This window comes from Stenotrophomonas sp. YJH_SMC_27 (assembly GCF_059369815.1).
In genome coordinates, this window is sequence record NZ_JCAFTA010000001.1 from 404,679 (window position 1) to 431,204 (window position 26,526).

General features: G+C 67.4%; 32 protein-coding genes and 1 pseudogene. 25 read left to right on the forward strand and 8 right to left on the reverse strand.

The window, feature by feature from the left end:
* Window positions 1-12: 12 nt before the first annotated feature.
* The 7 genes from purM (at window position 13) to AC5P7R_RS01905 (ending at window position 4,929) form a co-directional block, all read left to right on the forward strand.
* Entirely contained in the window at window positions 13-1,071 is a 1,059-nt protein-coding gene (gene purM, locus AC5P7R_RS01875; RefSeq protein ID WP_134732241.1) for a phosphoribosylformylglycinamidine cyclo-ligase, read from the forward strand.
* A 21-nt stretch (window positions 1,072-1,092) separates the two neighbouring features.
* Complete coding sequence (locus AC5P7R_RS01880; protein ID WP_227854464.1) at window positions 1,093-1,581, forward strand: hypothetical protein; 489 nt, start codon at window positions 1,093-1,095, stop codon at window positions 1,579-1,581.
* Entirely contained in the window at window positions 1,578-2,000 is a 423-nt protein-coding gene (locus tag AC5P7R_RS01885) for a hypothetical protein (protein WP_111102984.1), read from the forward strand. The genes AC5P7R_RS01880 and AC5P7R_RS01885 overlap by 4 nt, the downstream gene beginning before the upstream one ends.
* Before the next feature lie 40 nt (window positions 2,001-2,040).
* Window positions 2,041-2,700: a DUF2238 domain-containing protein gene (locus tag AC5P7R_RS01890; RefSeq protein WP_019659439.1), complete on the forward strand. Its 660-nt coding sequence runs from the start codon at window positions 2,041-2,043 to the stop codon at window positions 2,698-2,700.
* Window positions 2,697-3,356 carry a phosphoribosylglycinamide formyltransferase gene (gene purN, locus AC5P7R_RS01895; protein ID WP_134735833.1) on the forward strand — a complete coding sequence of 220 codons (660 nt, stop codon included), beginning with the start codon at window positions 2,697-2,699 and terminating at the stop codon, window positions 3,354-3,356. The genes AC5P7R_RS01890 and purN overlap by 4 nt, the downstream gene beginning before the upstream one ends.
* Before the next feature lie 68 nt (window positions 3,357-3,424).
* On the forward strand, window positions 3,425-4,243 hold the full coding sequence (locus tag AC5P7R_RS01900) for a DUF3108 domain-containing protein (RefSeq protein WP_155029070.1): 819 nt from the start codon (window positions 3,425-3,427) through the stop codon (window positions 4,241-4,243).
* A 2-nt stretch (window positions 4,244-4,245) separates the two neighbouring features.
* Window positions 4,246-4,929: a DUF3108 domain-containing protein gene (locus AC5P7R_RS01905; protein WP_171952374.1), complete on the forward strand. Its 684-nt coding sequence runs from the start codon at window positions 4,246-4,248 to the stop codon at window positions 4,927-4,929.
* Between the two features lie 114 nt (window positions 4,930-5,043).
* On the opposite strand, the gene AC5P7R_RS01910 is transcribed toward AC5P7R_RS01905, so the two are convergent.
* Genes AC5P7R_RS01910 through AC5P7R_RS01920 form a run of 3 tightly spaced genes read right to left on the reverse strand, consistent with a single transcriptional unit; the run spans window position 5,044 to window position 6,881 of the window.
* Entirely contained in the window at window positions 5,044-5,361 is a 318-nt protein-coding gene (locus AC5P7R_RS01910) for a hypothetical protein (RefSeq protein ID WP_032957609.1), read from the reverse strand.
* Complete coding sequence (gene murA, locus AC5P7R_RS01915) at window positions 5,358-6,629, reverse strand: UDP-N-acetylglucosamine 1-carboxyvinyltransferase (protein WP_126930492.1); 1,272 nt, start codon at window positions 6,627-6,629, stop codon at window positions 5,358-5,360. The genes AC5P7R_RS01910 and murA overlap by 4 nt, the downstream gene beginning before the upstream one ends.
* A gap of 21 nt (window positions 6,630-6,650) precedes the next feature.
* On the reverse strand, window positions 6,651-6,881 hold the full coding sequence (locus AC5P7R_RS01920; RefSeq protein ID WP_005408396.1) for a BolA family protein: 231 nt from the start codon (window positions 6,879-6,881) through the stop codon (window positions 6,651-6,653).
* 54 nt (window positions 6,882-6,935) lie between these two features.
* On the opposite strand from AC5P7R_RS01920, the gene AC5P7R_RS01925 reads away from it, so the two are divergent.
* The 16 genes from AC5P7R_RS01925 (at window position 6,936) to AC5P7R_RS02000 (ending at window position 20,332) form a co-directional block, all read left to right on the forward strand.
* Window positions 6,936-7,937, forward strand: a complete 1,002-nt coding sequence (locus AC5P7R_RS01925) for a KpsF/GutQ family sugar-phosphate isomerase (protein WP_134732238.1) — start codon at window positions 6,936-6,938, stop codon at window positions 7,935-7,937.
* Between the two features lie 66 nt (window positions 7,938-8,003).
* Window positions 8,004-8,552 (forward strand): KdsC family phosphatase, encoded by a 549-nt coding sequence (locus AC5P7R_RS01930; protein WP_134732236.1) that lies wholly within the window; start codon window positions 8,004-8,006, stop codon window positions 8,550-8,552.
* Complete coding sequence (gene lptC / locus AC5P7R_RS01935) at window positions 8,549-9,124, forward strand: LPS export ABC transporter periplasmic protein LptC (protein ID WP_019659447.1); 576 nt, start codon at window positions 8,549-8,551, stop codon at window positions 9,122-9,124. The genes AC5P7R_RS01930 and lptC overlap by 4 nt, the downstream gene beginning before the upstream one ends.
* 103 nt (window positions 9,125-9,227) lie before the next feature.
* Window positions 9,228-9,779, forward strand: a complete 552-nt coding sequence (gene lptA / locus AC5P7R_RS01940; protein ID WP_019659448.1) for a lipopolysaccharide transport periplasmic protein LptA — start codon at window positions 9,228-9,230, stop codon at window positions 9,777-9,779.
* A complete protein-coding gene (lptB, locus tag AC5P7R_RS01945; protein WP_019659449.1) occupies window positions 9,779-10,498 on the forward strand; it encodes an LPS export ABC transporter ATP-binding protein in 720 nt (239 codons plus the stop codon). The genes lptA and lptB overlap by 1 nt, the downstream gene beginning before the upstream one ends.
* 39 nt (window positions 10,499-10,537) lie before the next feature.
* Complete coding sequence (locus tag AC5P7R_RS01950) at window positions 10,538-11,959, forward strand: RNA polymerase factor sigma-54 (RefSeq protein WP_021202591.1); 1,422 nt, start codon at window positions 10,538-10,540, stop codon at window positions 11,957-11,959.
* Between the two features lie 58 nt (window positions 11,960-12,017).
* Window positions 12,018-12,335 (forward strand): ribosome hibernation-promoting factor, HPF/YfiA family, encoded by a 318-nt coding sequence (hpf, locus tag AC5P7R_RS01955; protein ID WP_004147311.1) that lies wholly within the window; start codon window positions 12,018-12,020, stop codon window positions 12,333-12,335.
* Window positions 12,336-12,356: 21 nt separating this feature from the next.
* Window positions 12,357-12,809: a PTS sugar transporter subunit IIA gene (locus AC5P7R_RS01960; protein ID WP_019659451.1), complete on the forward strand. Its 453-nt coding sequence runs from the start codon at window positions 12,357-12,359 to the stop codon at window positions 12,807-12,809.
* Window positions 12,806-13,756 (forward strand): HPr(Ser) kinase/phosphatase, encoded by a 951-nt coding sequence (gene hprK / locus AC5P7R_RS01965; RefSeq protein ID WP_019659452.1) that lies wholly within the window; start codon window positions 12,806-12,808, stop codon window positions 13,754-13,756. The genes AC5P7R_RS01960 and hprK overlap by 4 nt, the downstream gene beginning before the upstream one ends.
* Before the next feature lie 27 nt (window positions 13,757-13,783).
* The gene (rapZ, locus tag AC5P7R_RS01970) at window positions 13,784-14,668 is read left to right on the forward strand and encodes an RNase adapter RapZ (RefSeq protein ID WP_019659453.1); all 885 of its coding nucleotides are present in this window, start codon (window positions 13,784-13,786) and stop codon (window positions 14,666-14,668) included.
* A gap of 487 nt (window positions 14,669-15,155) precedes the next feature.
* Window positions 15,156-15,548 carry a PTS sugar transporter subunit IIA gene (locus tag AC5P7R_RS01975; protein WP_019659454.1) on the forward strand — a complete coding sequence of 131 codons (393 nt, stop codon included), beginning with the start codon at window positions 15,156-15,158 and terminating at the stop codon, window positions 15,546-15,548.
* Window positions 15,541-15,810 (forward strand): HPr family phosphocarrier protein, encoded by a 270-nt coding sequence (locus AC5P7R_RS01980; protein WP_005408385.1) that lies wholly within the window; start codon window positions 15,541-15,543, stop codon window positions 15,808-15,810. The genes AC5P7R_RS01975 and AC5P7R_RS01980 overlap by 8 nt, the downstream gene beginning before the upstream one ends.
* Before the next feature lie 2 nt (window positions 15,811-15,812).
* Window positions 15,813-17,582, forward strand: coding sequence for a phosphoenolpyruvate--protein phosphotransferase (ptsP, locus tag AC5P7R_RS01985; RefSeq protein WP_021202592.1), 1,770 nt, complete (start codon window positions 15,813-15,815; stop codon window positions 17,580-17,582).
* A 194-nt stretch (window positions 17,583-17,776) separates the two neighbouring features.
* Window positions 17,777-19,138 (forward strand): magnesium transporter, encoded by a 1,362-nt coding sequence (gene mgtE / locus AC5P7R_RS01990; protein ID WP_019659456.1) that lies wholly within the window; start codon window positions 17,777-17,779, stop codon window positions 19,136-19,138.
* 59 nt (window positions 19,139-19,197) lie between these two features.
* Window positions 19,198-19,464 carry a hypothetical protein gene (locus tag AC5P7R_RS01995; RefSeq protein ID WP_021202593.1) on the forward strand — a complete coding sequence of 89 codons (267 nt, stop codon included), beginning with the start codon at window positions 19,198-19,200 and terminating at the stop codon, window positions 19,462-19,464.
* A gap of 70 nt (window positions 19,465-19,534) precedes the next feature.
* The gene (locus AC5P7R_RS02000; RefSeq protein WP_227854429.1) at window positions 19,535-20,332 is read left to right on the forward strand and encodes a carboxylesterase family protein; all 798 of its coding nucleotides are present in this window, start codon (window positions 19,535-19,537) and stop codon (window positions 20,330-20,332) included.
* A 153-nt stretch (window positions 20,333-20,485) separates the two neighbouring features.
* Here the strand turns inward: AC5P7R_RS02000 and AC5P7R_RS02005 are convergent.
* From AC5P7R_RS02005 to AC5P7R_RS02020, 4 genes and pseudogenes are all read right to left on the reverse strand, one after another.
* Window positions 20,486-20,976 (reverse strand): annotated as a pseudogene (locus AC5P7R_RS02005) (REP-associated tyrosine transposase).
* A 246-nt stretch (window positions 20,977-21,222) separates the two neighbouring features.
* Window positions 21,223-22,173, reverse strand: coding sequence for an aspartate carbamoyltransferase catalytic subunit (locus AC5P7R_RS02010; RefSeq protein WP_021202595.1), 951 nt, complete (start codon window positions 22,171-22,173; stop codon window positions 21,223-21,225).
* A gap of 16 nt (window positions 22,174-22,189) precedes the next feature.
* Entirely contained in the window at window positions 22,190-22,684 is a 495-nt protein-coding gene (gene ruvX / locus AC5P7R_RS02015; RefSeq protein ID WP_005415547.1) for a Holliday junction resolvase RuvX, read from the reverse strand.
* Entirely contained in the window at window positions 22,677-23,243 is a 567-nt protein-coding gene (locus tag AC5P7R_RS02020) for a YqgE/AlgH family protein (RefSeq protein ID WP_058979385.1), read from the reverse strand. Before AC5P7R_RS02020 ends, ruvX begins: the two co-directional genes overlap by 8 nt.
* 91 nt (window positions 23,244-23,334) lie before the next feature.
* Between AC5P7R_RS02020 and AC5P7R_RS02025 the strand changes: the two genes are divergently transcribed.
* Window positions 23,335-25,140 (forward strand): DUF4153 domain-containing protein, encoded by a 1,806-nt coding sequence (locus tag AC5P7R_RS02025; RefSeq protein WP_188250358.1) that lies wholly within the window; start codon window positions 23,335-23,337, stop codon window positions 25,138-25,140.
* The gene (locus AC5P7R_RS02030) at window positions 25,137-25,682 is read left to right on the forward strand and encodes a DNA-3-methyladenine glycosylase I (RefSeq protein ID WP_227854428.1); all 546 of its coding nucleotides are present in this window, start codon (window positions 25,137-25,139) and stop codon (window positions 25,680-25,682) included. The genes AC5P7R_RS02025 and AC5P7R_RS02030 overlap by 4 nt, the downstream gene beginning before the upstream one ends.
* Window positions 25,683-25,767: 85 nt before the next feature.
* On the opposite strand, the gene AC5P7R_RS02035 is transcribed toward AC5P7R_RS02030, so the two are convergent.
* The gene (locus AC5P7R_RS02035) at window positions 25,768-26,475 is read right to left on the reverse strand and encodes a YitT family protein (protein ID WP_029379885.1); all 708 of its coding nucleotides are present in this window, start codon (window positions 26,473-26,475) and stop codon (window positions 25,768-25,770) included.
* Between the last annotated feature and the right edge of the window lie 51 nt (window positions 26,476-26,526).

Consider the following 26,526-nt stretch of genomic DNA (forward strand, 5'->3'; position numbering starts at 1 on the left):
GCGCCGACGCCCGTGACCAACACCCCGTCTTCCGCCCCCTCCCCCCTTACCTATCGTGACGCGGGTGTCGACATCGACGCCGGCAACGCGCTGGTCGAGCGGATCAAGCCCCTGGTCAAGCGCAGCTTCCGGCCGGAAGTGATGGGCGGCCTGGGCGGCTTCGGCGCCCTGTTCGACCTGTCCAACAAGTACCGCGAGCCGGTGCTGGTGTCGGGTACCGACGGCGTGGGCACCAAGCTGAAGCTGGCGCACCAGCTGAACCGCCACGATACGATCGGCATCGACCTGGTCGCCATGTGCGTGAACGACGTGCTGGTACAGGGTGCCGAGCCGCTGTTCTTCCTGGACTACTTCGCGACCGGCAAGCTGGACATCGACACCGCCGCGGCGGTCGTGGGCGGCATCGCCAACGGCTGCACCGAGGCCGGCTGCGCGCTGATCGGTGGTGAAACCGCTGAAATGCCCGACATGTATGCCCCGGGCGAATACGACCTGGCCGGCTTCACGGTGGCCGCGGTCGAGAAGAGCGAGCTGAAGGACGGCGCCAGCGTGGCTGCCGGCGACGTGCTGATCGGCATCGCCTCGTCCGGCCCGCACTCCAACGGCTACTCGCTGGTGCGCCGCATCTACGACCGTGCCGGCCGCCCGGCCGAGCTGGAGCTGGAAGGCGGCGTGAAGCTGGTCGATGCGCTGATGGCGCCGACCCGCCTGTACGTCAAGCCGATCCTGGCGCTGCTGAAGTCACACGGCGAGGCCATTCACGGCATGGCCCACATCACCGGTGGCGGGCTGACCGAGAACATCATCCGCGTGGTGCCCGACGGCCTCGGCCTGGACATCCAGGCCTCGTCCTGGACCCTGCCGCCGGTATTCCAGTGGCTGCAGAAGGAAGGCGCCGTGGCCGACAGCGAGATGTGGCGCACCTTCAACTGCGGCATCGGCTTCGTGCTGATCGTCGCGCCGGACCAGGAGGCTGCCGTGTCCGAGGCGGTCAGGGCGCAGGGCCTGGAGCACTGGACCATCGGCCAGGTGGTCACCGCCGAAGGCGCCGAGCGCGTCCACATCGGCTGAGCCCGGCAACCAGGAGCCCGCATGGACGCAACGCCCCCCCTGGCACCCACCCCGGTACCACCGCCGTTGGCGGCGGTGCCGGTCTTCAGCAGGCAGGACGCTGACCACCTGCGCGCGCTGTCCATCGCCCACTATGTGTTCGGTGGCCTGATTGCGCTGCTCTCGCTGTTTTTCATTCTGTACATCGTGCTCGGCATCAGTGCGCTGAGCGGCCATCTGCCGATGAACTCCGGGGGCCAGCCCTCGTCGCCGGCCGAACAGCGCCTGTTCGGCTGGGTGTTCACGGTCCTGGGGACCGTGTTCGTCGCCGGCGGCCTGGGCATGGCCGCATTCGTCATCCATGCCGGCCGCTGCGTGGCCCGGCGGCGTCGTTACCTGCTGTGCCTGATCGTGGCCGGCCTGCTCTGCCTGTTCGCGCCGCTGGGCACCGTTCTAGGGGTGTTCACCCTGGTCACACTGCTGCGCCCGCAGGTGAAGGCCGCCTTCGATGCAGCTGGCATGGCTGCATGACGATGCCGGGCGCGCCTCCGCCATTGCCACAGCAGACCCTGGCGCAGCTGCAGTTGGCCAGCCACCTGCAGACGCTGAAGGTGCTGTTCTACGCGCTGGCAGGTTTCCACTGGCTGGCCGCGTTGGCCTTCCTCGGTTTCATCGGCCTGGTCGCCAGTTCCCGGGGGTTGGACGAAGGCGCGGCGCTGGGCACGGTCTACGGGGTCATTTCGTTGTTGGCGGCGGCGCTTGGCTTCGTACAGCTGCACACCGCGCGCCTGCTGTCGCGCCGCACCGGGCTGGCCTGGTGCCAGCGCGCGGCATGGCTGGCAGTGCTTGCCGGCCCGTTGGGCATGGCGCTGACGGCCTATGCCCGGGTGTTCCTGTCCAAGCCTGACATGGCCGCATTGTTCGACCGCGGCGACCACCTCAGTGCCTGAGCCCGCAGGCAACCCATCGCTTCCTCCTGACCGATCCGACATGTCCGCGCCCGCCACCGCCGCAAACGCCACTGCCCGCGGCTATCGTGTTTCACTGCCCAAGAAGCTGGCCTTCGCCGCCGTACTGGCCGTGTTCCTGGTCAGCTGGATCGATCCGCTGTGGCCCGTCGAACAGGCCCTGCACAGCTCGCTGACCGTCGTCGGCCTGGCTGCCCTGCTCTGGGTGGACCGGCGTGGCTGGCTGGGCAATGGCGCCTTCATCGCGATCTGTGGCTTCATCGCACTGCATTGCGTGGGCGCGCGCTGGCTGTACTCCAACGTGCCCTACGACGCTTGGGCACAGGCGCTGGCCGGCTGGTCGCCGAATGCCGCCTTCGGCTGGCAGCGCAACCACTTCGACCGTCTCATCCACTTGTTGTTCGGCGTCTGCTTCACCCCCGCGCTGCTGCAGCTGGCCCGGCATGCCTGGCCGGCGCTGCGCTTGGGCCAGGCCTTCAGCCTGGCGGTGATGACGGTGATGTGCGCCAGCCTGGTCTACGAGTGGTTCGAGTGGGCCATCGCGCTTGCCCTGTCGCCCGACGCCGCCGAGGCCTACAACGGGCAGCAGGGCGACATGTGGGACGCTCATGCCGACATGCTGCTGGCGACCCTGGGCAGTCTGCTGACCTGGCCGTTGATCCGCCGGAGTGCCCGGCAATGAGCACGCCCACCCGCATTGCCGTGCTCGCCTCCGGCCGCGGCAGCAACCTGCAGGCCATCCTTGACGCAATTGCTGACGGCCGCCTGCCCGCCGAGGTTGTCGGCGTGTTCTCCGACCGCCCAGCCGCAGCCGCGCTGCAACGGGTCGGCGACAGCCTGCGCTGGGCGCATGCACCGAAAGAATTCGGTGACCGCGCCGCCTACGAGCAGGCCTTGGGCGATGCACTGGCCGCGGTCGCGCCGGATCTGATCGTCTGCGCCGGCTACATGCGCATTCTCGGCGCCGACTTCGTGCAGCGCTTCAATGGCCGGCTGGTCAACATCCACCCCTCCCTGCTACCGCTGCACAAGGGGCTGGACACGCATGCGCGGGCGCTGCACGCCGGCGATGCGGAGCATGGGGCCAGCGTGCACCTGGTGGTGCCCGAGCTGGATGCCGGCGCCGTGCTGGCCCAGGCGCGGGTGCCGGTGATGCGCGGCGATGACGCCGACAGCCTGGCGGCGCGTGTGCTGGCGGTGGAGCATCCGCTGCTGATCGCCACCCTGCAGCTGCTGTGCGCCGGCCGCCTGGCTGAACGGGAGGGTCAGCCACTGCTGGATGGTCACCCCCTGTTTAGCCCACTGGTCCTAGATTCCGCCGGGAACCTGAACCGGTAACGCCCACGCACACGCCCCGCTGACTGCGGGGCTGGCATTCTGCCCCCCTCCTGCAGCTCCTGTCCTCCATGAAGACCACGACCCTGCTGTCCACTTCATTGCTGCTGTCGCTTGTCGTGCTTCCCGGCGTGGGTTGGGGCCAGGCACAGGCGCCTGCCTCGCCGGTTCCGGCGCCAGCGGTGCAGCCGCCGGCCGAAACGACGGCCCCGGCCCTGCCGGCATTGGCGTGGGAACCGCCGCCGCTGCAGCCGTTCAGCGCCACCTACCAGGCCTTCTACAAGGGCAAGGAGGCCGGCGATGCCAGCATGCAGGTCACCCACACCGGCGGCAACCAGTGGCGGGTGGACATGCAGGTGGTCGGCCGCCGCGGGTTCGCCAGCGTGCTGGGACTGAACATCGAGCAGAGCACGGTCTTCGAGGAGCGCGCTGGCACCTATGCACCGCTGAGCCAGAGCACGGTGCGCAAGGGCCTGTTTCTCGGCAAGAAGGCGGTCGGCACGTACAACTGGCAGGCCGGTACCGCGCAGTGGAGCGGCGATGTCGAGAAGAAGCGCGCACAGCCGATTCCGCTGCAGCCGGGCGACCAGAGTGCGCTGCTGATCAATCTGGCAATCATGCGCGACGCCCGCCCAGGCGCCGCGATGCACTACCGCTACGTGGACATGGGCAAGGTCCGCCAGCATGACTACCAGGCCGCGCCGCAGACCGAGAACGTCGAGGTCGGCGACCTGTCCTACAACGCGCTGCGGGTCTACCGGACCAACGGCGGCAAAAATGAAACCATCCTCTGGATCGCCAACGGGGTCCCCACCCCGGTGCGCATCCTGCAACGCGAAGACGGCGAAGACCGCGTCGATCTGCGCCTGATCGAATACCAAGGAGTCTGAGCATGAGCATCCCGACCCGCCCCCTCGCCTGGATCGCGGCCGCTGCCCTGTCCGTGGCCAGCCTGCCGGCCATGGCCCTGCAACCTTTCAAGGCGGATTACCTGGCCAGCTACATGGGCATGCAGGCCAACGGCACGATGACCCTGTCCAACGAAGGCAGCAACAAGTGGCGCTACAGCCTGCAGGTGAAGAACCAGCTGGCCGACCTGAGCCAGAGCACCGTGTTCGAGGAAGTACGTGGGCAACTGCGCCCGCTGAGCAGCCAGGACCGCTCGGCGCTGCTGGTGAAGAAGCGCAACGTGCAGGCCAATTACAACTGGACCAGCAACCAGGCCACCTGGACCGGCGACATCAAGCCGGACCGTGCCGGCCCCATCGCGCTGAAGGCCGGTGACATGGATGCGCTGCTGATCAACCTGGCGATCACCCGTGACCTGGCCGCCGGCAAGCCGCTGACCTATCGCATGGTCGACGAAGGCCGCATCAAGAACATGACCTACCGCGTGGTCGGCAAGGAATCGATCAGCGTGGGCGGCAAGAGCTACGAGGCCACCAAGGTCTCGCGCGCCGACGGCAACAAGGAGCTGATCGCCTGGATCGTGCCGGAGTTCCCGGTGCCGGCGCGCATGCTGCAGCGTGAGGGCGGACGCGATGCGCTGGACCTGACCATCAAGGCGCTGAACTGACCGGAGATCCACGTCATCCACGCATGGCGTGGATCTACTGGAAACCTGGAGTAGATCCACGCCATGCGTGGATGGACGCCCCGGGAAAAACGCCCGCTTTCGCGGGCGTTTTTCTTACTTCTTTTCCTCGGCCGCAGCGGGCTTGAACTCGGTGCGGCAGTCCACGCGGATCTGCTCGCCGGTGCTGCGCCAGACGAAGGTGCGGCAATGGCGGTTGCCGTCCTGGCTGTCGTTCACCGCGACCGCGTAGAACGATTCGATGATCTCGTCACGCGAGACCGTGCCGTCGCCATTCCAGTCCATGTCCTTCTGCTCGATGCCCTGGGTAATGGCGATGTTGGCGTACCAGGCATAGCCCAGCCACGCCAGCACGATCAGCACCAGGGCCAGCAGTGCCTTGCGACGCGGGCTGAACTTGCCACGCAGGATCATGGCACGCGCCGGATGGTGGCGCCGAGCGAAGACAGCTTCTCTTCGATGTTCTCGTAGCCACGATCAAGGTGGTAGATGCGGTCGATGGTGGTCTCGCCGCTGGCCATCAGGCCGGCCAGGATCAGCGAGGCCGACGCACGCAGGTCGGTGGCCATCACCGGCGCACCGCTCAGGTGCTCGCTGCCACGCACGATGGCGGTGTGGCCTTCAACCTGGATGTCCGCGCCCAGGCGCAGCAGTTCGTTGACGTGCATGAAACGGTTCTCGAAGATCGTTTCGTTGATCACGCCCACGCCGTCAGCCACGCAGTTGAGCGCCATGAACTGGGCCTGCATGTCGGTCGGGAATGCCGGGTACGGCGCGGTGGTCAGGTTGACCGCCTTCGGCCGCTTGCCCTGCATGTCCAGGGTGATGGTGTCGTCGGTGGTCTCGATCTTCGCACCGGCCTCGACCAGCTTGGACAGCACCGCGTCCATGGTGTTCGGGCGCGCACGGTTGACCGTGACCTTGCCGCCAGTCATCGCCGCAGCGACCAGGAAGGTACCGGTTTCGATGCGGTCGGGCAGCACTTCGTGGCGGCCGCCGGACAGGCGCTCGACGCCTTCAATGACCAGGCGGGCAGTGCCCAGGCCTTCGATCTTCGCGCCCAGCGCGATCAGGCAATGCGCCAGATCGGTCACTTCCGGTTCCATCGCGCAGTTGTCGAGGATGGTGGTGCCTTCGGCCAGCACCGCGCCCATCAGCACGTTCTCGGTGCCGGTGACGCTGACCATGTCGAAGGTGAAATGGCCGCCCTTCAGCCGCTTGGCAGTGGCCTTGATGAAGCCGTTCTCGACCACGATCTCGGCACCCAGCGCCTGCAGGCCCTTGATGTGCTGGTCGACCGGACGCGAACCGATCGCGCAGCCGCCGGGCAGCGACACTTCCGCCGCGCCGAAGCGGGCCAGCAGCGGGCCCAGCACCAGGATCGAGGCGCGCATGGTCTTGACCAGCTCGTACGGTGCAACATGCTGGTTGACCGAGCGCGGGTCGACCACGATCGCACTGCCACGCGACAGCGTGCCCTGGTCGATGGTGACCTTGGCACCCAGTTCGCCCAGCAGCTTGACCGTGGTGACCACGTCGTGCAGGTGCGGCACGTTGGTGATCTCCACCGGCTCATCGGCCAGCAGAGTCGCGCAGAGGATGGGGAGGACGGCGTTCTTGGCGCCGGAGATGCTCACTTCACCGTGCAGCGCAGCGCCGCCGGTCACAACGATCTTGGCCATGTATTCGGGATCTTCTGCGGTTCAGCCGGCTTCGGCCGGGGTCACGGTTTTCAGCGCCAGCGCGTGGATCGCGCCGCCCATCAGGTCGCCCAGCGTGGCATAGACCATGCGGTGGCGGGCCAGCGGCATCTTGCCGGCGAACGCCTCGCAGACCACGGTCGCTTCGAAATGCACGCCATCATCGCCCTGCACGTCGGCGCGGGCGCCAGGCAGGCCGGTTTCGATCAGATTGCGGATGGTGTCGGCGTCCAACGGGCTTTCCTAATAAAATGTGCCTCCATTCTACTTCCGCTGCGTGGCGTCCGCATGGCCGAATCCCTGTTGCCCCCCCGTTCCGTCGACCCTGCCGGCCTGGTCGCCAGTGGCCGCCGCGTGTTCGAGATCGAGCGGCAGGCGCTGGATGCCGTCGCCGACCGCCTTGGCGAGGCTTTCCAGCAGGCCTGCGAGGCGATCCTGGCCAGCCGCGGCCGGGTGGTCGCCACCGGCATGGGCAAATCCGGCCACATTGCCCGCAAGATCGCCGCCACCCTGGCCTCCACCGGCACACCGGCGTTCTACGTGCATCCCGGCGAAGCCGGCCACGGCGACCTGGGCATGATCACCGAAGCCGACGTGGTGCTGGCCCTGTCCTATTCGGGCGAGTCCGATGAGGTGCTGATGCTGCTGCCTGTGCTCAAGCGCCAGGGCAACGTGCTGATTTCCATGACCGGCCGCCCGCAGTCGAGCCTGGCCACGGCCGCCGACATCCACCTGGATGTGAGCGTGCCGGCCGAGGCCTGCCCGCTGGCGCTGGCGCCGACCTCCAGCACCACCGCCTCGCTGGCGATGGGCGATGCGCTGGCCGTAGCCCTGCTTGACGCGCGCGGCTTCACCGCCGACGACTTCGCCCGCTCGCACCCGGCCGGCAGCCTCGGCCGTCGCCTGCTGCTGCACATCACCGATGTCATGCACACCGGCGACGACCTGCCCAGCGTGGGCGCCGATGCCAGCCTCAGCGAGGCGCTGGTGGAAATGAGCCGCAAGCGGCTCGGCATGACCGCCGTGGTCGACGCCGATGGCGTGCTGATCGGCCTGTTCACCGACGGCGACCTGCGCCGGGCGCTGGACAGCGCGCTGGACGTGCGCACCGCGAAGATCGCCGATGTGATGACCCGCAACCCGCGCACCATCGGTGCCGACCAGCTGGCCGTAGAGGCCGCGCGGCAGATGGAGACCCAGAAAATCAACGGCCTGATCGTGGTCGATGGCCAGGGCCGTGCGGTCGGCGCCCTGAACATTCATGACCTGTTGCGGGCCCGGGTGGTTTAACCGACAGTCCGTAGACCCCATTCAGTCTGTAATGCCCCACCCGCCCCCACCGAGCCTGATCGCCTGATGCCCTGGTCCCCGCTGCCCGCGTTCCCCGCCCACCTGCATGCCGCTGCGGTCCGCGTCCGCCTGGCCTGCTTCGACGTGGACGGTACCCTCACCGACGGTCGGCTGTACTACGACAAGGACGGCAACGAGAGCAAGGCGTACTTCGTGCAGGACGGTCTGGGCCTGAAACTGCTGCAGCAGCACGGCATCCATCCCGTGCTGATCACCGCGCGCAACAGCCAGTCCGCGCTCAAGCGCGGCGCCGACCTCGGCATCGACACCCAGATCGCCGTGGGCGACAAGCTGGCCAGCGTGCAGGCGCTGTGCGCGCAGCACGGCGTCGGCCTGGAGCAGGTGGCCTTCATGGGCGACGACCTGCCGGACCTGGCGCCGCTGGGCGCGGTCGGCCTGGCAGTGGCCCCGGCCAACGCCCACCCGTGGATCGCCGAGCGCGTGCACTGGCAGACCCGCGCCGACGGCGGACGTGGCGCCGCCCGCGAACTGTGCGACATCCTGCTGGCCGCACAGGGCCACGTGGATTCGGTGCTGGCGAGGTTCGGCGCATGAGCCTGCCGACACTGAACTGGCGCACCCTGCTGGGCGTCGGCCTGCTGCTGGCGGCGCTGCTCAGCAGCTGGGCCGCCCTGCGCAACCGCGACAAGGGCCCGGCCAACGACAGCCAGGAGCCGGGTGTGGACTACGTTCTGCACGACTTCCAGATCGTGGCCCTGGATGAGCACGGCAAGGAGTCGACCACCCTGCGTGCGCCGCGGCTGGAGCGCCAGCGTGGCGACCAGACCATCAACATCGCCACGCCGCTGTTCGAGATGCCGGACAAGGATGGCAAGCACTGGACCCTGCGTGCCGAGACCGGCTGGCTCAGCGCCAAGGGCGACCAGATGAAGCTGCGCGGCAATGTGGCCGGCGACAGCCCGGCCGATCCGGGCGTGGTGCCGACCACCTTCCGCACCGACCATCTGGACGTGTTCCCGAAGGAGAACCGCGCCCGCACCGACGCCCTGGTGACCATGACCCGCCCGGGCATGGAACAGTCCGGCGTCGGCTTCGAAGTGGATTCGAAGAACAACACGTATCATTTCCTCAGCCAGTCCAAGGGCCGTTACACGCCCAAACGCTGATTCCGCCGCCAGCCCGCGACGTCTCCGGACAGGCGCAGGGCCGGCAGCCCCACCCTCCGCCCCCGGCCCGCCCGGGAGGCCCCCACCGGTAGAACGGACCCCGATGAAGATTTCCTTTGCCGCCGTACTCGCGCTCGGTCTTCTTGTCCCCAGCGCCGCCTTCGCCAAGTCCACCGACCGCAACGAAGACATGCACATCGATTCCGGCGCCCAGTCCGGCACGCTCACCGGCGACGGCAAGACCGTGCTGTCGCAGGGCGTGATCATCACCCAGGGCACGCTGGACCTGCGCTCGTCCGAGGCCGAGATCTACCTCAAGGATGGCGAAGCCGTGCGCGCGGTGTTCACTGGCAAGCAGGCCAAGATGAAGCAGCAGCTCGATGACGGCACCTGGATGGATGCCGTTGCCGACCGCATCGACTACGACATCAAGACCGAGATCATCACCCTGACCGGCAACTACAAGGTCACCAGCGCGCGCGGCACCAATGCCGGCCAGCGCATGGTCTACAACACCCGCACCGGCGAAATGAACTCCGGTGGTGACGGCAGCCGTGTGCGCACCGTCATCCCGCCGAAGAACAAGACCCCGGCCGCGCCTGCGGCACAGCCCAAGGCCACCACGCCGGCGCAGCCGGCCGGGAGCAGGAAGTAATGCTCGTCGCCAAGGGCCTGCGCAAGAAGTACAAGCAGCGCGAAGTCGTCAAGGATTTCGGGCTGACCCTCGACGCCGGCGAAGTGGTCGGCCTGCTGGGCCCCAACGGTGCCGGCAAGACCACCTGCTTCTACATGATCGTCGGCCTGGTTGCGGCTGACGCTGGCAGCATCGTGCTCGACGGCAAGGACATCACCGGCGACCCGATGTATACCCGCGCCAAGCAGGGCGTGGGCTATCTGCCGCAGGAACCGTCGGTATTCCGCAAGCTGACCGTGGCCGACAACATCCGCCTGGTGCTGGAGCTGCGCGAAGACCTGGATGCGGCCGGCCGCGAGCGCGAATTGAACAGCCTGCTCGACGAACTGCAGCTGGGCCATGTTGCCGACCAGCTTGGCGCCAGCCTGTCCGGTGGCGAACGCCGCCGCTGCGAGATCGCCCGCGCCCTGGCAGCGCAGCCGCGCCTGATCCTGCTTGACGAGCCGTTCGCCGGTGTCGATCCGATTTCGGTCGGCGAGATCCAGCGCATCGTCACCCATCTCAAGCAGCGTGGCATCGGCGTGCTGATCACCGACCACAACGTGCGCGAGACCTTGGGTATCTGCGACCGCGCGTATATCCTCGCCGAGGGCAGCGTGCTGGCCCAGGGTTCGCCGGAAGCGATCCTGGACAACGCCGATGTACGCCGCGTCTACCTCGGGGATTCCTTCAAGCTGTGAAGCAGTCGCCGGGTCCCTTTCCTTCCTTTCGGCACAGGCATGAAGACTCGGCTGCAGACATCGTTGGGACAGCAACTGGTGCTTACGCCCCAGTTGCAGCAGGCGATCAAGCTGCTGCAGATGTCCACCACCGAGCTGGAGCTGGAAATCGCCCAGGCGGTGGAAAGCAATCCGCTGCTGGACTGGGCCGACAGCAGTGACAGCAGCAGTCCTGCCGGCGAAGGCGACGACAACGGCAACGATGCGCCCGCAGAACGCGCCGATGCCGGCGACGACTGGGCGCCGGCGGAACTGGACTGGAACGCGTCCGGCAGCGGCGGCAGCTTCGACGATGACGACGACAATGGCAGCGCCGCCGAGCGCGTAGCCGAAACCGAAACGCTGGCCGACCATCTGCTGTGGCAGCTGCATCTGTCGCATCTGTCCCCACGTGATCGCAGCATCGGTGCCGCGCTCATCGATGCACTGGACGATGACGGTTATCTGCGCGAACCGCTGGGCACCATCGCCGACACCCTGTTGCCGGCGATCCACGCCGGCGAGGACGAGATCCTCGCCGTGCTGCATCGCATCCAGCGCTTCGATCCGGTGGGTGTGGCTGCACGCACGCTGGGCGAATGCCTGCTGCTTCAGCTGGATGTGCTGCCCGGCGAAACGCCCGGGCTGGCGCTGGCGCGACAGATTGCCGCAGGCCCGCTGGAACGGCTGCCACGCAGTGGCGTCGCCGGGCTTGCTCATGAGTTGAAGCAGCCGATGGACGAGGTCGAGACTGCCGTCGCGCTGCTGCGCTCGCTGGACCCGCGCCCGGGCACGCAGATCGCACCGCTGTCGCAGGACACTTACGTGGTGCCGGACGTGGTGGTATGGCGGCAGAACGGCGTGTGGCGCGCTGCACTGGCCGCCCATGCCGGGCCGAAGGTGGTGATCCACCGCGGCTACGAACAGCTTATCCGGCGTTGCGGCGATGCCGATGCCGGCTACCTGCGTGCCCAGCTGCAGGAAGCACGCTGGCTGCTGAAAGGCCTGCAGCAGCGCGGCGAAACCCTGTTGCGCGTCGTGCGAAGCCTGATCCTGCAGCAGGCCGGCTTCCTTGAATTCGGCGAGCAGGCGCTGCGCCCACTGACCCTGCGCGAGATTGCCACCGAACTGGGCCTGCACGAATCCACGGTGTCGCGTGCGATCGCCCGCAAGCACGTGCGCACCCCGCGCGGCACCCTGCCACTGCGGGCCTTCTTCGCCTCCGGCATCGATACCGAAGGCGGCGGCGAGGCGTCCAGCACCGCCATCCAGGCGATGATCCGGCGCCTGATCGACGATGAGAATCCGCGCAAGCCGCTTTCTGACGCCAAGCTGGCTGACCTGCTCAAATCGTCGGGAATCCCAGTAGCGCGGCGCACCGTGGCGAAGTATCGTGAAGCCATGAACATTTCCGCCTCGCACGAAAGGGTCAGAATCGCTTGACGCGCCGCCGCGCCCGGCGGAGAGGTTCATTGGCACATCCGAACACAGGAGAAACCCGATGCGCATCGAAACGTTTGGCAAAGATGTCGAAGTCACCCCGGCCCTGCAGTCCTATGTGGAGGAAAAGCTGGCCCGGATCGGAAAGCACTTCGACCAGCACTGCGAAGCGCGGGTGACCCTCAAGCTGCAGAAGACCGAACACCATGTCGACGCCAGCCTCAACATCCCGGGCCAGACCCTGCACGCGGAGGCCAATGCCCAGACCATGTATGCCGCGATCGACCTGCTTGCGGACAAGCTTGACCGCCTGGTGATCAAGCACAAGGAGAAAAAACAGCAGCACGCGCCGCTGCCGGTGGGCGACAATGGTGGCTGATCGCCACCGTTCCCCGCAGACATGCCCCTGACTGACCTCCTGGCGGCCGTGCAGACCCAGCTCTGCACGGCCACCGACCGTGACAGCGTCCTGCAGGCCGCCGCCGGGTTGCTGGCCTGCCGCCAGGCCAATGCCGAACAGATCTACCTGAACCTGTGCCAGCGCGAAGCCCTGGGCAGCACCGCGATCGGCCACGGCATCGCCATCCCCCACGGCCGCGCGCCTACCCTTGATCGCCCCCGTGGCGCCCTGCTGCGATTGGCCGCCCCGGTCGATTTCGGCGGCGACGAACCGGTGGACCTGGTGTTCGCCATGGCCGTCCCCGCCCACTACACCCACCAGCACCTGATGCTGTTGTCCGAGCTGGCCGAACTGTTTTCCGCGCCGGACATCCGCCAGGCCCTGCGCGAAGCGGGCGATGCCCGGGCGCTGCGCGAGGCGCTGGACATGACCCCTCCTGCGAGTGCCGCATGAATACCAGCATCACCGCCCGTGAACTGTTCGAACAGCAGCGCGAGCGGCTGGGGTTGCGCTGGGCCGCCGGCAAGTCCGGTGAGAAGCGCGAGCTGGAGGCCGGCAATACCGTCTCGCGGCGTCCCTCGCTGGCCGGCTACCTCAACGCGATCTATCCCAACAAGGTGCAGATCCTGGGCACCGAGGAACTGTCCTGGCTGGATGCACTGGAACCACGCCAGCGCTGGGAGACCATCGAAAAGATCATGCAGTCGCACCCGCTGGCGCTGGTGCTGACCCGCAACCAGCCCTGCCCGGAAGACCTCCGCGCCGCTGCTGACGAATCCGGCACGCCGCTGTGGCTCTCGCCCAAGCGCGGCCACGAACTGCTCAACCACCTGTCCTACCATCTGGCGCGTACGCTGGCGCCGCGGGTGATCCTGCACGGCGTGTTCATGGAGATCTATTCCATCGGCGTGCTGATCACCGGCGAGGCCGGATCGGGCAAGAGCGAGCTGGCGCTGGAGCTGCTCACCCGCGGCCATCGCCTGGTCGCCGACGATGCCCCCGAGTTCACCCAGATCGCCCCGGACGTACTCGACGGCACCTGCCCCGAACTGCTGCAGGACCTGCTGGAAGTGCGCGGCCTGGGCGTGCTCAACGTGCGCGAGATGTTCGGCGACACGGCTGTAAAGAAGAACAAGTACCTTCGGCTGATCGTCCACCTGACCAAGCCGATGACCGAACCCACCCCACATGGCTACGAACGCCTGACCGGCGATTCGGGCACCCGCCATGTGCTGGACCTGGACGTTCCGCTGATCACCCTGCCGGTGATGCCCGGCCGCAACCTGGCCGTACTGACCGAAGCCGCGACCCGCCTGCACATCCTGCGCACCAAGGGCATCGACCCGGCGGCTATGTTCATCGCCCGCCACAGCAACCTGCTGGAACGGCGAACACCCTGATTTCCCTGCCCCTCGAAGAGCCTGTCCATGAGCACCGTCACCCCCTCCGCCCCGACCCTGATCATCGTCAGCGGCCTGTCCGGCTCGGGTAAATCCGTCGCCCTGAAGACCTTCGAGGACCAGGACTACTACTGCTCGGACAACCTGCCGATCAATCTGCTGCCCGACTTCGTGCGCAGCCTGCTGGCCAACCATGACGGCAGCGCGCCGCGCCGCCTGGCCGTGGGCATCGACGTTCGCGGACAGGCCGATCTGAGCCAGCTGGGCAACTGGCGGCAGCTGGCCACTGACGCCGGCGTGGAAGTGAAGGTACTGTTCTTCGAGGCCAGCGATGAGGCTGTGCTCAAGCGCTACGCCGACACCCGGCGCCGTCATCCGCTGAGCCAGCTGGGCCTGTCGCTGCCCGAAGCGATCGCACGCGAACGTGAATTGACGGCACCGCTGCGCCGCGAGGCCGATGCGGTGATCGATACCAGCAACCTCAACGTGCATCAGCTGCGGCGGCGGATCATCACCGAGTTCACGCTGGACCATGCCACCGGACTGTCCCTGCTGTTCGAATCGTTCGCGTACAAGCGCGGCGTGCCGGCCGAGGCGGACTTCGTATTCGATGCGCGGGTGCTGCCCAATCCACACTGGGACCCCGATCTGCGTGCGCTGAGCGGCCGCGAACCGGGCGTGCGCGACTATCTGGAAGCACAGCCGGACGTGCAGCGTTACCTGGCCCAGCTGATGGATTTCCTCGATACGTGGCTGCCGAAACTGGGGGATGGCACCCGCAGCTACGTGACGGTGGCGTTCGGCTGCACCGGCGGCAAGCACCGCTCGGTGTTCCTGGCCGAGCGCCTGGCCCGGCATGCCCGCGAGATGGGCTGGGAAGATGTGGCCACGTATCACCGCGAACAGGATTGAGGGTGGTCGGCCGGGCTGCGCCCAGCACCCGCCGGTAGTGCCGGCCGCTGGCCGGCAACAGCAACAGCAGAAGCGGCAATCCGTGGGATGGCGGGGCGGTGTGGATCTGCAGGACACGCCGTAGACCCCGCTCCGCGGTCCGGCCCAGCCGCTGGCGGCTGGGCGTTCGGGCGCTTGCGAAGCAGTGCTTCGCAAGCAAAGCGCCCTCACCCCTGGGGGCTCGATGGCGCCATCCATGGCGCCAACGGTCCTGCAGACCCACACCGCCCCACCTCTGACAGATTTCTGCTGCTGGTGGGTGTCGACCCTGGTCGACACGATGGATCCACGCGTGCGTGGATGAATCGCTGTCAGGCATCGAAAAACGGATGGGGTCGGATCTCTTTCTCAACTGAAAGGCTCCCCTTGCGAGCAACGCTGAATACGGGACACAGTGCCCCTCATCTGCTGCTATCGCCAATTCACCTTGACCTGTTAACGTGCAGTAATGACCTGTGGCATTCTCCTCGTAACACATCCGGGGGTCGGGCCCGCCCTGCTTGAGGTGGCGACCCGGCTCCTGCGGCAATTGCCGCTGAAAACCGAAGCTTTCGAAGTACCGTTCGACGCAGACCTGGACGCCCTGCTCCCGCTCGCCTCGGCCGCCCTGCGGCGGGTCGATGCAGGGGATGGCGTGCTGATCCTGACCGACCTGTACGGCGCCAGCCCCGCCAACCTAGCCGGGCAGCTGGCCCGGTTGGGGACCCCGGTTCGCCGGGTATCGGCGCTGAGCCTGCCGATGTTGCTGCGGGTGATGAATTATCCGGAACAGGGACTGGATCAACTGCCCGCCACAGCCGCGGCGGGCACCCGTAATGGAGCGATAGTCGACGATGCTTGAACGAGAACTCACCGTGAGCAACCGCCTGGGCCTGCACGCCCGGGCCACCGCCAAGCTGGTGCAGACCCTGGCGCCGTTCCGCTGCAACGTGACCATGGCCGCCAAGGGCCGTGAGATCAACGCCAAGAGCATCATGGGCGTGATGCTGCTGGCCGCCGGCCAGGGCACTCCGGTCACGGTGCGCATCAACGGCGAGGACGAAGCCGCCGCGATGGAAGCGGTGGTCGGTCTGTTCGAGCGCCGCTTCGACGAGGACAGCTGAGCGTGCCGCGCGCGCGCGCCGGCCAGGCTCCTTCCGGCCAGCGGCCGGTCCAGCTGCTGGCTGGGCACGGTGCTGCCCGTGGCGCGGCGATGGGCCGCGCACGGGTACGCCTGCCGCATGCGCTGGAGGTGGCCGAGCAACGCATCGGCGCCCACCAGGTCGAGGCCGAGCTGGCCCGCCTGCATCGTGCGGTGGATGCCGCGCGCACGGAAATGCACGAACTGCGCCAGCGCCTGCATGGCGCATTGAACCAGGAAGTGGGCGAGTTCCTGGACCTGCACGCGCTGCTGCTGGACGATCCCGAGCTGTTGTTCGGGCTGGACGAGCTGATCCGCAGCGGTCCCTACAGTGCCGGCTACGCATTGCGCCTGCAGCGTGACCGCCTGGCCAAGGTCTTCGATGGCATGGACGATGCCTACCTGAAGAGCCGCATGGACGACCTGGACCATGTCATCGGCCGCATCCACGCGTTCCTGCAGCCTGAACGCGCGCCGGTGATGAAGGGCCTGGCCGGCGAGATCCTGGTCTGCGACAACATCGCCCCGTCCGAACTGGCCCAGCTGCAGGCCCAGGGCGTGGTTGGCATCGTCACCGCCGCCGGCAGCGCGCTGTCGCACAGTGCGATCCTGGCGCGCAGCCTGCATCTGCCGTTGATCGTGAACGTTCCGCAGCTGCTCAGCCGCATCGCCGATGGCGACGTGCTGATCATCGATGGCGCCGACGGCAGCATCACCGCCAACCCGCAGGCCGACAACCTGCGTGACTATCGCGCGCGCCTGAAGGAGCATGCGCGCGAGCAGCGCGAGCTCGGCCGCCTGCGCAGCAAGCCCAGCCGCACCCGCGACCAGGTCGACATCGCCCTGCTGGCCAATGCCGAATCGCTGGAAGACGTCACCCAGGCGCACGCGCTGGGCGCGCAGGGACTGGGCCTGTACCGCACCGAGTTCCTGTTCCTGCAGCGCAACGAGCTGCCGGATGAAGAAGAACAGTTCCAGACCTACCGGGATGCCGCGTTGGGCATGAGCGGGCGACCGGTCACCATCCGCACGCTCGATCTGGGCGCGGACAAGGCCGACCGCACCGGCCTGACCCTCAGCAATGAAGAGAACCCCGCCCTGGGTCTGCGCGGCGTACGCCTGTCGCTGGCACGCCCGAAGGTGGCCGATACCCAGCTGCGCGCGATCCTGCGCGCCTCCGCCTACGGCAAGCTGCGCGTGCTGGTGCCGATGGTCAGCACCCGCGAGGAACTGCTGGCGGTGCGCCGGCGCATGCTCAAGCTGACCGAACAGCTGCGCGGCGAGGGCCACATGGTGTCCGACCACGTGCCGCTGGGCGCGATGATCGAAGTTCCTGCGGCAGCACTGGCGCTGGAGAGCTTCATCGACCTGGTCGATTTCCTGTCGATCGGCACCAATGACCTGGTGCAGTACCTGCTGGCCGCCGACCGCAACAACGAGGCACTGGGCGAACTGTATTCGCCACTGCATCCGGCCGTGCTGCGACTGCTGCAGATGGTGATCGAGACCGGCGCGCGTCACCGCATCCCGGTGGCGGTCTGCGGCGAGATGGCCGGCGACGCACGGATGACCCCGCTGCTGCTGGCGCTGGGCCTGACCGAGTTCAGCCTGCACCCCGGCACGCTGCTGGAAGTGCGCCGTGCGATCCGCGATGCCGATCTGGCCGCATTGCGCGCGCGCGCGCCGAAGCTGCTGGCCGCACGCGACCGCCGCGCGATCGAGCGCTGGCTGGCGCTGGTGGCCGAAACGGCCTGACTGCCGAGGGTAGTGCTGGTCGCTGGCCGGCAATCTCGTGGACTTCGATGGGGACGATTGCGGGCCAGCGGCCGGCGCAACCACCGCCCCTCGGCTATGCGTTGAAACATCCCCTTGCGATAATGACGCGCTGAACACCCCTGTTGCCGCATCCTTGCCGGGATCGCGGCTTTTCTTATCCTGCGGGAGCTGCGATGGCTGAAGCCGTACGCCACGACAAGACTGCGCGCCAACTGCGGATGCTGTCCGACGCACTGGACAGCGGTCGGCTGGGCCCGGTGCGTCGCCTGGTCAACACCCTGGCCCCGGCCGAGATCGGCAACCTGCTTGAATCGCTGCCGCCGGGCAAGCGTGAGGTGGTGTGGGGCCTGGTCGATCCGGAAGATGACGGCGAGGTGCTGGTCCACGTCGGCGACGACGTGCGCGAGAGCCTGCTCGCGGACATGGACCCGGACGAAATCATCGCCGCGGTCGAAGACCTGGACATCGACGACCTGGCCGACCTGGTCGAAGACCTGCCCGATACGGTCATCGACGAAGTCCTCAAGTCGATGGACCGCGAGAACCGCGAGCGCCTGGAACAGGTGCTGTCCTATCCCGAGGACAGTGCCGGCCGCCTGATGAACCCGGACGTGGTGACCGTGCGCGCCGACGTCAACGTGGACGTGGTGCTGCGCTACCTGCGCCTGCGCGGCGAACTGCCGGACCACACCGACCACCTGTTCGTGGTCAGCCGGCGCCATCAGTACCTTGGCCGGGTGTCGCTGGCGGCACTGGTGACCCACGAGGACACCACCCCGATCAACCGCCTGATCGACGACGAGCAGCCGGCCATCGACGTCGGCGAGAGCGACCAGGAAGTCGCGCGGCAGTTCTCCGACCATGACTGGATCTCCGCACCGGTGGTGGACGAGAACAACATCCTCGTTGGTCGCATCACCATCGATGACGTGGTCGACATCATCCGTGGCCAGGCCGAGCACCAGGCGCTGGGCGCCGCCGGCCTGGACGAGGACGAGGATCTGTTCAGCCCGGTCTGGCGCGCCATGCGCCGCCGCCTGATGTGGCTGTCGATCAACCTGTGCACGGCCTTCCTGGCCTCCAGCGTGGTCGGTCACTTCGAGGGCACCATCGACAAGCTGGTGGCGCTGGCGGTGCTGATGCCGATCGTGGCCGGCCTCGGTGGCAACGCCGGCACCCAGGTGCTGGCGCTGATGGTGCGCGGCCTGGCGCTGGGCCAAGTGGGCGCCTCCAACGCGCGCACCCTGCTGTGGAAGGAAGTGCGTGTTGCGCTGCTGAACGGCGTGATGCTCGGCTCGGTGCTGGGCCTGATCGTATTGGCCTGGTTCCATTCACCCGGGCTGTCTGCGGTGATCGCCATCGCGCTGACCTGCAACCTGCTGTTCGCAGCGCTGGCCGGCGTGCTGGTGCCGCTCACACTGAAACGCTTCGGCTTCGATCCAGCGCTGGCCAGCGGTATCTTCCTGACCGCAGTGACCGACTCGATGGGCTTCTTCACTTTCCTCGGCCTGGCCACGCTGGTGCTGCTGCACTGACCGCATCGAGGATCGGCCCCCGCCACGCGGGTCGTTGACTCCACCCAACCGGAACACCCATGGCAACAACGATCGAAAACTATTTCCAGCCCGGCTGGCGCGACCAGCAGCACACCTGCCCGGCCTGCGAGTGGAAGGGCAGCTCGCGCGCCATGGAGATGGAACTGGACGAGGACGCCACCGAGTATGACTGCCCGGTCTGCGAGAACCCGCTGCTGGTGGTCCTGCACCCGGATATGGCGCAGGTGCAGGCTGCGGCGGCGGCAGGCAATGCCGATGCGCAGGAACAACTGGACATCATTGCCAGCTTCCCGCGCCCGCAGTGACGCGGCGCACGATGCCGCGCTGGCGACAGCGGACTACGATGCAGGCGATCTCGCCACTTCGGAAAACCCCATGGTCCGTTTGCTGTCGCGCTGGCTGCCACTGCTGGCCCTTCTGTTGATGAGCGCCTGCACGTCGCTGCCGGATGGCGCGCGGGGTCGCTTCGAAGCCCGCGCCGTGAAGGTGGATGGCGAGACGGCCTACTACCAGGTATTCATTCCGGCCGCATCGGCGCGTACACCGGGCTCACTGCCGGTCGTGCTGTTCCTGCACGGTTCGGGCGAGCGCGGCGCCGATGGCGTGAAGCAGACCCACGCGGGGCTGGGACCGTACCTGCGCGAGCAGGCCGCCGATTTCCCTGCGCTGGCCGTATTTCCGCAGGCGCCGGGACGCGGGGAATGGAGCGGGCGCAACAACCGTGTGGCCCTGGCCGCGCTGGATGCAGCGATCGCCGAGTTCGGTGCCGATCCGGCGCGGCAATACCTGACCGGCATGTCGATGGGTGGCTACGGCAGCTGGAATATCGCCTTGGACAACCCGCACCGATTTGCTGCGATCGTGCCGGTGTGCGGCGCGGTGCTGGCCCCGCGCGCGGTACGTCCGACCCTGTTCGTCGAACAGGTGGCCGGTGAAACCGACCCGTATGCGGCCATTGCCCAGCGCCTGCGGCAGACGCCGATCTGGATCTTCCATGGCGCGCTGGATGACGTGGTGCCGCCGAATGACGACCGCCGGCTGCACGCCGCATTCCAGAACGCCAACGCGCGTGACGTGCGCTACACCGAATACCCGGAAGGCAACCACAATGCCTGGGACGCCACCTACGCCGACCCGGCGATGTGGGAATGGATGTTCGCGCAGAAGCGCTGAGCCATAGCTTCTGCTGGGAAACATCTGTGGGTGGATGCCAACCGTTGGTCGGCTTGGGTATTGGTGGGTGCCGACCGTTGGTCGGCTCGGGTATTGGTGGGTGCCGACCGTTGGTCGGCTCGGGTATTGGTGGGTGCCGACCGTTGGTCGGCACTATCTCTCCGCTTCGGGGTAATCCATTGCTTGGTACCTCCCATCGATCTCCCATCGGCACCAGGCATACGGATACTCTCCCACGCAGCTCGCCAAGTTCGCCCTGACCGGGTTGGCGACGATGTACATCGCATGGCGAAACAGTGATTCTTCAGAACGCATGGCGTGATCGTGATAGCTCGATTGCCAAAATGGTCCTGTCTTACCCAGCATGCGGTTGATCCGCAATGCACTGCTCGATTTGAAGCGTTGCATGATGTAGTCCAACGAGAACGCGCGGATCTCCACAAGCCAATGGATGTGGTCCGGCATGACCACATAGCAAGTGAGTGCGTCAGGCCATCATCATCAATGCGACGGAACACATCCATCACCTCCTGTGCCGCAGTGGCATCATCGAAGTAGCGTCGACGTTCCTGGGTGACGGTGGTCAGGATGTAGGATTGCCCGATCCGGGAATGACGGCCAAGGCGTAGGCGTGCGCGGTTCATGGGCCCAAGCGTGCGCCTGCCGGTATCCCTCTTCTATCGGGCTACCACGTCAGTACAGGTAGGCCCGGAACCATTCAATGGCCAGGCCCGCACTTCACCGCACTGATGGTTCGGTGCCGATCAACGGTCGGCACCCACCGGGTCGGATGAGGACAGATCTGCCGTGCCGACCAACGGTCGGCCCCCACCGGGTCGGATGAGGACAGATCAACCGCGCCGACCAACGGTCGGCACCCACCAAAGTGGTCAGCCCAGCAGGGTTTCCAGCACGGCCATGCGCACGGCGACGCCGTTGGCGACCTGGCGCAGCACCCACGACTGCGGGCCGTCGGCCACGTCATCGGTGACTTCCACGCCACGGTTGATCGGGCCCGGATGCAGCACCGCAGCGTCCTTGCCGGCACGGGCCAGGCGTTCGTTGGTCAGGCCGTACTGGGCGTGGTACTGCTCCAGCGACGGCACCAGGCCTTCTTCCATGCGCTCGCGCTGCAGGCGCAGCATCATCAGCGCGTCGGCGCCTTCCAGCATCGCATCGAAATCATCGCCGACCACGCAGCCCTTCAGGGTCTCGTCGTCCGGCAGCAGTGACTGCGGGCCGCACACGCGGATCTCGCCCACCCCCAGCGTGCGCAGCGCATGCAGGTCGGTGCGCGCCACGCGCGAGTGCTTCACGTCGCCGACGATCACCACCTTCAGCTTCGAGAAATCCGGGCCCTTGGCCTGGCGCAGGGTCAGCATGTCCAGCAGGCCCTGGGTCGGGTGCGCGCTGCGGCCGTCGCCGGCGTTGATCAGTGCGGTGCCCTCGCCCGCCGCCTCGGCCAGCGCGGCCACGGCGCCGTCATCGGGGTGACGCACCACGAAGCCGCGCACGCCCATTGCTTCCAGGTTGCGCAACGTGTCGCAGGCCGTTTCGCCCTTGCGCGTGGACGAGGTCGACGCGTCGAAGTTCAGCACATCGGCGCCCAGGCGCTGCGCGGCCAGCTGGAACGAGCTGCGGGTGCGCGTGGACGGTTCGAAGAACAGCGTGCATACCGCAGAACCGGCCAGCACGTGGCGCTTGTTGCCGACACGGCCGACTGCGGCGTCACGGATCTGCCCTGCCCGGTCCAGCAACTGCAGCAGTGTTTCGCGCGGCAGGCCCTCCAGGGTCAGCAGGTGGCGCAGGCGTCCGGAGGCATCGATTTGCTGGGCAGTCATGGCGGGAGTCGTGCAGTCAGGGAATGGGAGTGGCGTCGTCGGGGGACGACAGCCAGCGGTCGATGATCACCGCCGCGGCCACAGCATCGAGGGCGGCCGCATCGCGGCGGCGCTTGCGTCCTTCGGCGCGCTCGACGGCGAAGCGGCGTGCGGCCTCGACCGAGCTGGAACGCTCGTCGATCATCACCACGGGCAGCTTGAAACGTTCCCGCAGCTGGCGGGCGAAGCCCTGCGCGCGCTTGCGGTTGGGCTGGTCCTGGCCGTCCAGCGTAAGCGGATCGCCGACCACCAGGCCGTCGGGCTTCCATTCCTTGAGCAGGCGCTCGATCGCGGTCCAGTCCGGGCCGTTGCCGTGCACATCGACCACGGCCACCGCGCGCGCATGGGCGGCGAAAGCACTGCCGATGGCCACGCCGATGCGTCGCGAGCCAACATCGAAACCCAGAACGGTGCCGTCACGGCGGATCGCCGGGGCAGCAGGAACCGGTGCGGGCGCGGCCGGCTCAGACATGGCCGCTGTAGTCGGTCAGCCGGAACAGGTCCACGCCGATGCGCGAAGCCGCCCCCTGCCAGCGCTGCTCCAGCGGCAGCTGGAACACCAGCTCGGCATCGGCCGGCACTGTCAGCCAGCTGTTCTCGGACAGCTCGCTTTCCAGCTGCCCTGCGCCCCAACCGGCACAGCCGAGGGTGACCACCGCATTGGCCGGGCCTTCGCCACGCGCCATCGCTTCGAGGATGTCGCGCGAGGTGGTCAGGTACAGGCCGTCGCCCACGGTCAGGCTGGAATCCCACGCGCGCGCGTCGTCGTGGATGACGAAGCCGCGTTCGGGATGCACCGGACCGCCATTGAGCACCATGCGCGCCTGCAGCTCGCCATCACCGGTGGTGATGTCCATCTGCGCAAGCACTTCACCCAGCGTGTATTCGGAAGGCTGGTTGACCAGTACGCCCATCGCCCCGTTCTCGTCGTGCTGGCAGATCAGCGCGACGCTGCGGGCAAAGGTCGCGTCGAGCAGCGACGGCAGCGCGACGAGCAGGTGATCGGCAAGGGAGGTCGGCATTACAGGCATGGGTCCATTCTACCTGCTGGGGGCGGGATGGTCGCGCGATGGCGCCGAACCGCGATGGGCTAGGATGGTGCTTTGCCATGGAAGGTCATCGATGCAGTCTTCATCGCCCCTGACCCTGCCGGCACGCAGCGCCATCGTCCTGATCGCCCTGCTGCAGGGTCTGATGCTGTATGCCGCGCAGGAATTGTCCGATGCGTGGCCGTTCCGCGATATCGGCTGGCGCTACTGCTGGTACGCCTGGGTGCTGGCCATTCCCAGCGCGGTGGCGCTGAGCCTGGTCGAGCTGGGCCAACGCCGCCTGTGGCTGCAGGCGGCGCTCGGCTCGGTGGTGGTGCTGGCACTGGCCGCCTGGATCGGCTGGAACCTCAATGGCGAGGCCGCACTGGAATCGGGCGCGCTGCAGTTTCCGTTGACCCTGGGCATGGGCGTGGCGGTGTTCGTGGCCCTGCCCTGGTGGCAGTTCCAGCTGCAGCACGGTCAGTGGCGCGCCAGCTACCCCGAGCTGTTCGAGCGCGCCTGGCAGAACGGCTTGACCCTGGCCCTGGCGGCGCTGTTCACCGGGCTGACCTGGCTGCTGCTGTGGCTGTGGGCGGCGCTGTTCCAGCTGCTGGAGGTCACCTTCTTCCGCGATCTGTTCCGCCAGGATGCTTTCATCGCACTGGCCACCGGCAGCCTGGCCGGGTTTGGCGTGCTGATCGGGCGCACCCAGCATCGGGCGATCCAGATCACCCGCCAGGTGCTGTTCGCGATCTGCCGCGGGCTGCTGCCACTGCTCTCGTTCATCGCCGTGTTGTTCGTGCTGAGCCTGCCGCTTGCCGGGCTGGAACCACTGTGGAAGACCCGTTCGGCCGCCAGCCTGCTGGTGGTGGTGTCACTGCTGCTGGTGACGTTCACCAATGCGGTCTACCAGCAGGGGGAAGACTCCCCGCCGTACCCTCTCGTGCTGCGCCGTCTGGTCGAGGCCAGCCTGCTGGCGCTGCCGGTCTACGCCGCGCTGGCGCTGTATGCGCTGGGCCTGCGCGTGGTGCAGTACGGGTGGACAGTGGACCGGTTCTGGGCACTGCTGATCGCGCTGGCCGTGGCCGGCTATGCCCTGGGCTATGCGCTGGCGGTACTGCGTCGCCAGGGCCGCTGGCTGCAGGCGCTGGAACCGGTCAACCGCTGGATGTGCTGGGTGGTGCTCGCACTGGCCCTGCTGGGCAACTCGCCCCTGCTGGACCCGGTGCGGCTGACCCTGTCCAGCCAGCTGGAGCGCCTGCGCGCGGACCCGCCGGCGATCACCAGCAGTGACGTCAACGTGCTGCGCTTCGATCTTGGCCGCCGTGGCGTGCAGGCGCTGCGCGAGTTGCAGCGTGATCCGGCCATCATCGCCGATGCCAACGCGCCACAGGTGGTCGCGGCAGCGCTGGCGCGTACCTCCCGCTGGGACGACGGCCACCGCCTCGACAAGGGGCCGCAGGACGTCGCCGCCCTGCGGCGCGCACTGAAGCTGGCCGCCGGATCCAGCTCGCCACCGGACGACTGGTGGAAAGCTCTGGCCACCCGATCGATCAATGGCGAATCCTGCGCACAGAGCGAGCGCGACTGCCTGATCGTGCATCGCGACCTGGACGGTGATGGTACCGGCGAAGTGCTGCTGTGCGAGCTGTACACCCACCGTGGACCGGACTGCGTGCTGTACGCACGTGGCAGCGATTCCCAGTGGCGCCGGGCCGGTGCGCTGTTCGGCACCGTCAGCGGGCCGGCCGAGGCGATCAACCAGGCCCTGCGTAACGGCAAACTCACGCTCGTGCCACCGCGCTGGCCGATGCTGTCCATCGGCGGGCACCCTGCAGTGGCCATCGATCCCGAACCCGAATCCGAATCCGAATCCGAATCCAACGAGCCTTCCCCATGAGCGGTTACTGCCTGATTGCCCCCGGCCATCCGGTGCACGACTACTACCACGCCAACGAGTACGGCTTCCCGCAGCGGGACGAGCGTGAACTGTTCGAGCGATTGGTACTGGAAATCAACCAGGCCGGTTTGAGCTGGGAAACGATCCTGAAGAAGCGCGAGGGCTTCCGCGCAGCCTATGACGGCTTCGATGTGGACCGCGTGGCGGCCTACGCCGAGCAGGACATCGCGCGCCTGCTGTCGGACCCGGGCATCATCCGCAACCGCCTGAAGGTGCTGGCGGCGATCCACAACGCGCAGGTGATCCAGCAGCTGCGGGCCAGCCATGGCAGCTTCGCGGCGTGGCTGGATGCGCACCACCCACGCAACAAGGCCGACTGGGTGAAGCTGTTCAAGAAGATGTTCCGCTTCACTGGCGGCGAGATCACCGGCGAATTCCTGATGAGCCTGGGCTACCTGCCCGGTGCGCACGCCGAGGATTGCCCGGTGCATGCGCGGCTGCTGATGCTGTCACCGCCGTGGCTGCAGGCCGCCGTACGTTGAAGGACAGCCGCCGGGCATGGCCCGGCGCTACCGGAACCGCCACGTAGTAGCGCCGGGCCATGCCCGGCGAACGCGGAGAGCGCGATCACACACCCATGTAGCGGCCAGGGCGGTGGTTGAACATCAGCACAAGGCTGAGCACCACCGCGCCGATGGCCGAGTACAGCACCTTGGAAGGCGACAGCACGAAGAACGCGGCCACCATCAGGCAGGCGTCGTAGGACATCTGCACCTTGCCCGCGCTCCAGCCACGGGTGCGCTGCAGGTACACCGCCAGGATGCCGATACCGCCGAGGCTGGCACGATGGCGGATGAAGAACAGGATGCCCAGGCCGGACAATGCGCCACCGACGATCGCCGAATACAGCGGGTGGATGTGCGAGAAGTCGATCCAGCGCGGCAGCAGGTCGGTCAGCACGCCACAGGCGGTGACCGCGGCGAAGGTCTTCAGGGTGAATTCCCAGCCCATGCGCCGCACCGCCACCCAGTAGAACGGCAGATTGACCAGCACGAACACCACGCCGAAGTTCCAGTCCAGCGCGTAATGCAGCAGGAACGCCATGCCGGCCATGCCGCCGATCATCAGTCCACTCTTGGCGAAGATGGCCAGGCCCAGCGAGGCCACCATCGTGGCCAGCACCATGCCCTGCACGTCCTCGGCGATCGAGTGACGCAGCGCTTTTTCGTCGGCGGTGGTACCGGCGCTGTCGGGCGGCGGGGTCAGCGGACCGGCGGTGACCAGGTGGCCGTCAGCGTCGTCGCACGGCGCGGGGCCATGGGAGGGAAGGGACATACGGGTGGGGAACAGCAGGTGGGGAGCGGTATTAGACACGATCTGCATGAC

Bases quoted from the DNA above. Each gene is read 5' to 3' on its own strand.
- AC5P7R_RS01960 (WP_019659451.1), top strand. From the start codon at position 12,357: ATGCCCCTGACTGACCTCCTGGCGGCCGTGCAGACCCAGCTCTGCACG.
- AC5P7R_RS01905 (WP_171952374.1), top strand. From the start codon at position 4,246: ATGAGCATCCCGACCCGCCCCCTCGCCTGGATCGCGGCCGCTGCCCTG.
- AC5P7R_RS01900 (WP_155029070.1), top strand. From the start codon at position 3,425: ATGAAGACCACGACCCTGCTGTCCACTTCATTGCTGCTGTCGCTTGTC.
- lptC (WP_019659447.1), top strand. From the start codon at position 8,549: ATGAGCCTGCCGACACTGAACTGGCGCACCCTGCTGGGCGTCGGCCTG.
- AC5P7R_RS01910 (WP_032957609.1), bottom strand. From the start codon at position 5,361: ATGATCCTGCGTGGCAAGTTCAGCCCGCGTCGCAAGGCACTGCTGGCC.
- lptA (WP_019659448.1), top strand. From the start codon at position 9,228: ATGAAGATTTCCTTTGCCGCCGTACTCGCGCTCGGTCTTCTTGTCCCC.
- AC5P7R_RS01890 (WP_019659439.1), top strand. From the start codon at position 2,041: ATGTCCGCGCCCGCCACCGCCGCAAACGCCACTGCCCGCGGCTATCGT.
- hprK (WP_019659452.1), top strand. From the start codon at position 12,806: ATGAATACCAGCATCACCGCCCGTGAACTGTTCGAACAGCAGCGCGAG.
- AC5P7R_RS01975 (WP_019659454.1), top strand. From the start codon at position 15,156: ATGACCTGTGGCATTCTCCTCGTAACACATCCGGGGGTCGGGCCCGCC.
- AC5P7R_RS02025 (WP_188250358.1), top strand. From the start codon at position 23,335: ATGCAGTCTTCATCGCCCCTGACCCTGCCGGCACGCAGCGCCATCGTC.
- AC5P7R_RS01930 (WP_134732236.1), top strand. From the start codon at position 8,004: ATGCCCTGGTCCCCGCTGCCCGCGTTCCCCGCCCACCTGCATGCCGCT.
- purN (WP_134735833.1), top strand. From the start codon at position 2,697: ATGAGCACGCCCACCCGCATTGCCGTGCTCGCCTCCGGCCGCGGCAGC.
- lptB (WP_019659449.1), top strand. From the start codon at position 9,779: ATGCTCGTCGCCAAGGGCCTGCGCAAGAAGTACAAGCAGCGCGAAGTC.
- AC5P7R_RS02000 (WP_227854429.1), top strand. From the start codon at position 19,535: ATGGTCCGTTTGCTGTCGCGCTGGCTGCCACTGCTGGCCCTTCTGTTG.
- AC5P7R_RS02010 (WP_021202595.1), bottom strand. From the start codon at position 22,173: ATGACTGCCCAGCAAATCGATGCCTCCGGACGCCTGCGCCACCTGCTG.
- AC5P7R_RS01885 (WP_111102984.1), top strand. From the start codon at position 1,578: ATGACGATGCCGGGCGCGCCTCCGCCATTGCCACAGCAGACCCTGGCG.
- AC5P7R_RS01950 (WP_021202591.1), top strand. From the start codon at position 10,538: ATGAAGACTCGGCTGCAGACATCGTTGGGACAGCAACTGGTGCTTACG.
- AC5P7R_RS01925 (WP_134732238.1), top strand. From the start codon at position 6,936: ATGGCCGAATCCCTGTTGCCCCCCCGTTCCGTCGACCCTGCCGGCCTG.
- ruvX (WP_005415547.1), bottom strand. From the start codon at position 22,684: ATGTCTGAGCCGGCCGCGCCCGCACCGGTTCCTGCTGCCCCGGCGATC.
- AC5P7R_RS02035 (WP_029379885.1), bottom strand. From the start codon at position 26,475: ATGTCCCTTCCCTCCCATGGCCCCGCGCCGTGCGACGACGCTGACGGC.
- AC5P7R_RS01980 (WP_005408385.1), top strand. From the start codon at position 15,541: ATGCTTGAACGAGAACTCACCGTGAGCAACCGCCTGGGCCTGCACGCC.
- murA (WP_126930492.1), bottom strand. From the start codon at position 6,629: ATGGCCAAGATCGTTGTGACCGGCGGCGCTGCGCTGCACGGTGAAGTG.
- AC5P7R_RS01995 (WP_021202593.1), top strand. From the start codon at position 19,198: ATGGCAACAACGATCGAAAACTATTTCCAGCCCGGCTGGCGCGACCAG.
- rapZ (WP_019659453.1), top strand. From the start codon at position 13,784: ATGAGCACCGTCACCCCCTCCGCCCCGACCCTGATCATCGTCAGCGGC.
- hpf (WP_004147311.1), top strand. From the start codon at position 12,018: ATGCGCATCGAAACGTTTGGCAAAGATGTCGAAGTCACCCCGGCCCTG.
- AC5P7R_RS02030 (WP_227854428.1), top strand. From the start codon at position 25,137: ATGAGCGGTTACTGCCTGATTGCCCCCGGCCATCCGGTGCACGACTAC.
- AC5P7R_RS02020 (WP_058979385.1), bottom strand. From the start codon at position 23,243: ATGCCTGTAATGCCGACCTCCCTTGCCGATCACCTGCTCGTCGCGCTG.
- AC5P7R_RS01880 (WP_227854464.1), top strand. From the start codon at position 1,093: ATGGACGCAACGCCCCCCCTGGCACCCACCCCGGTACCACCGCCGTTG.
- mgtE (WP_019659456.1), top strand. From the start codon at position 17,777: ATGGCTGAAGCCGTACGCCACGACAAGACTGCGCGCCAACTGCGGATG.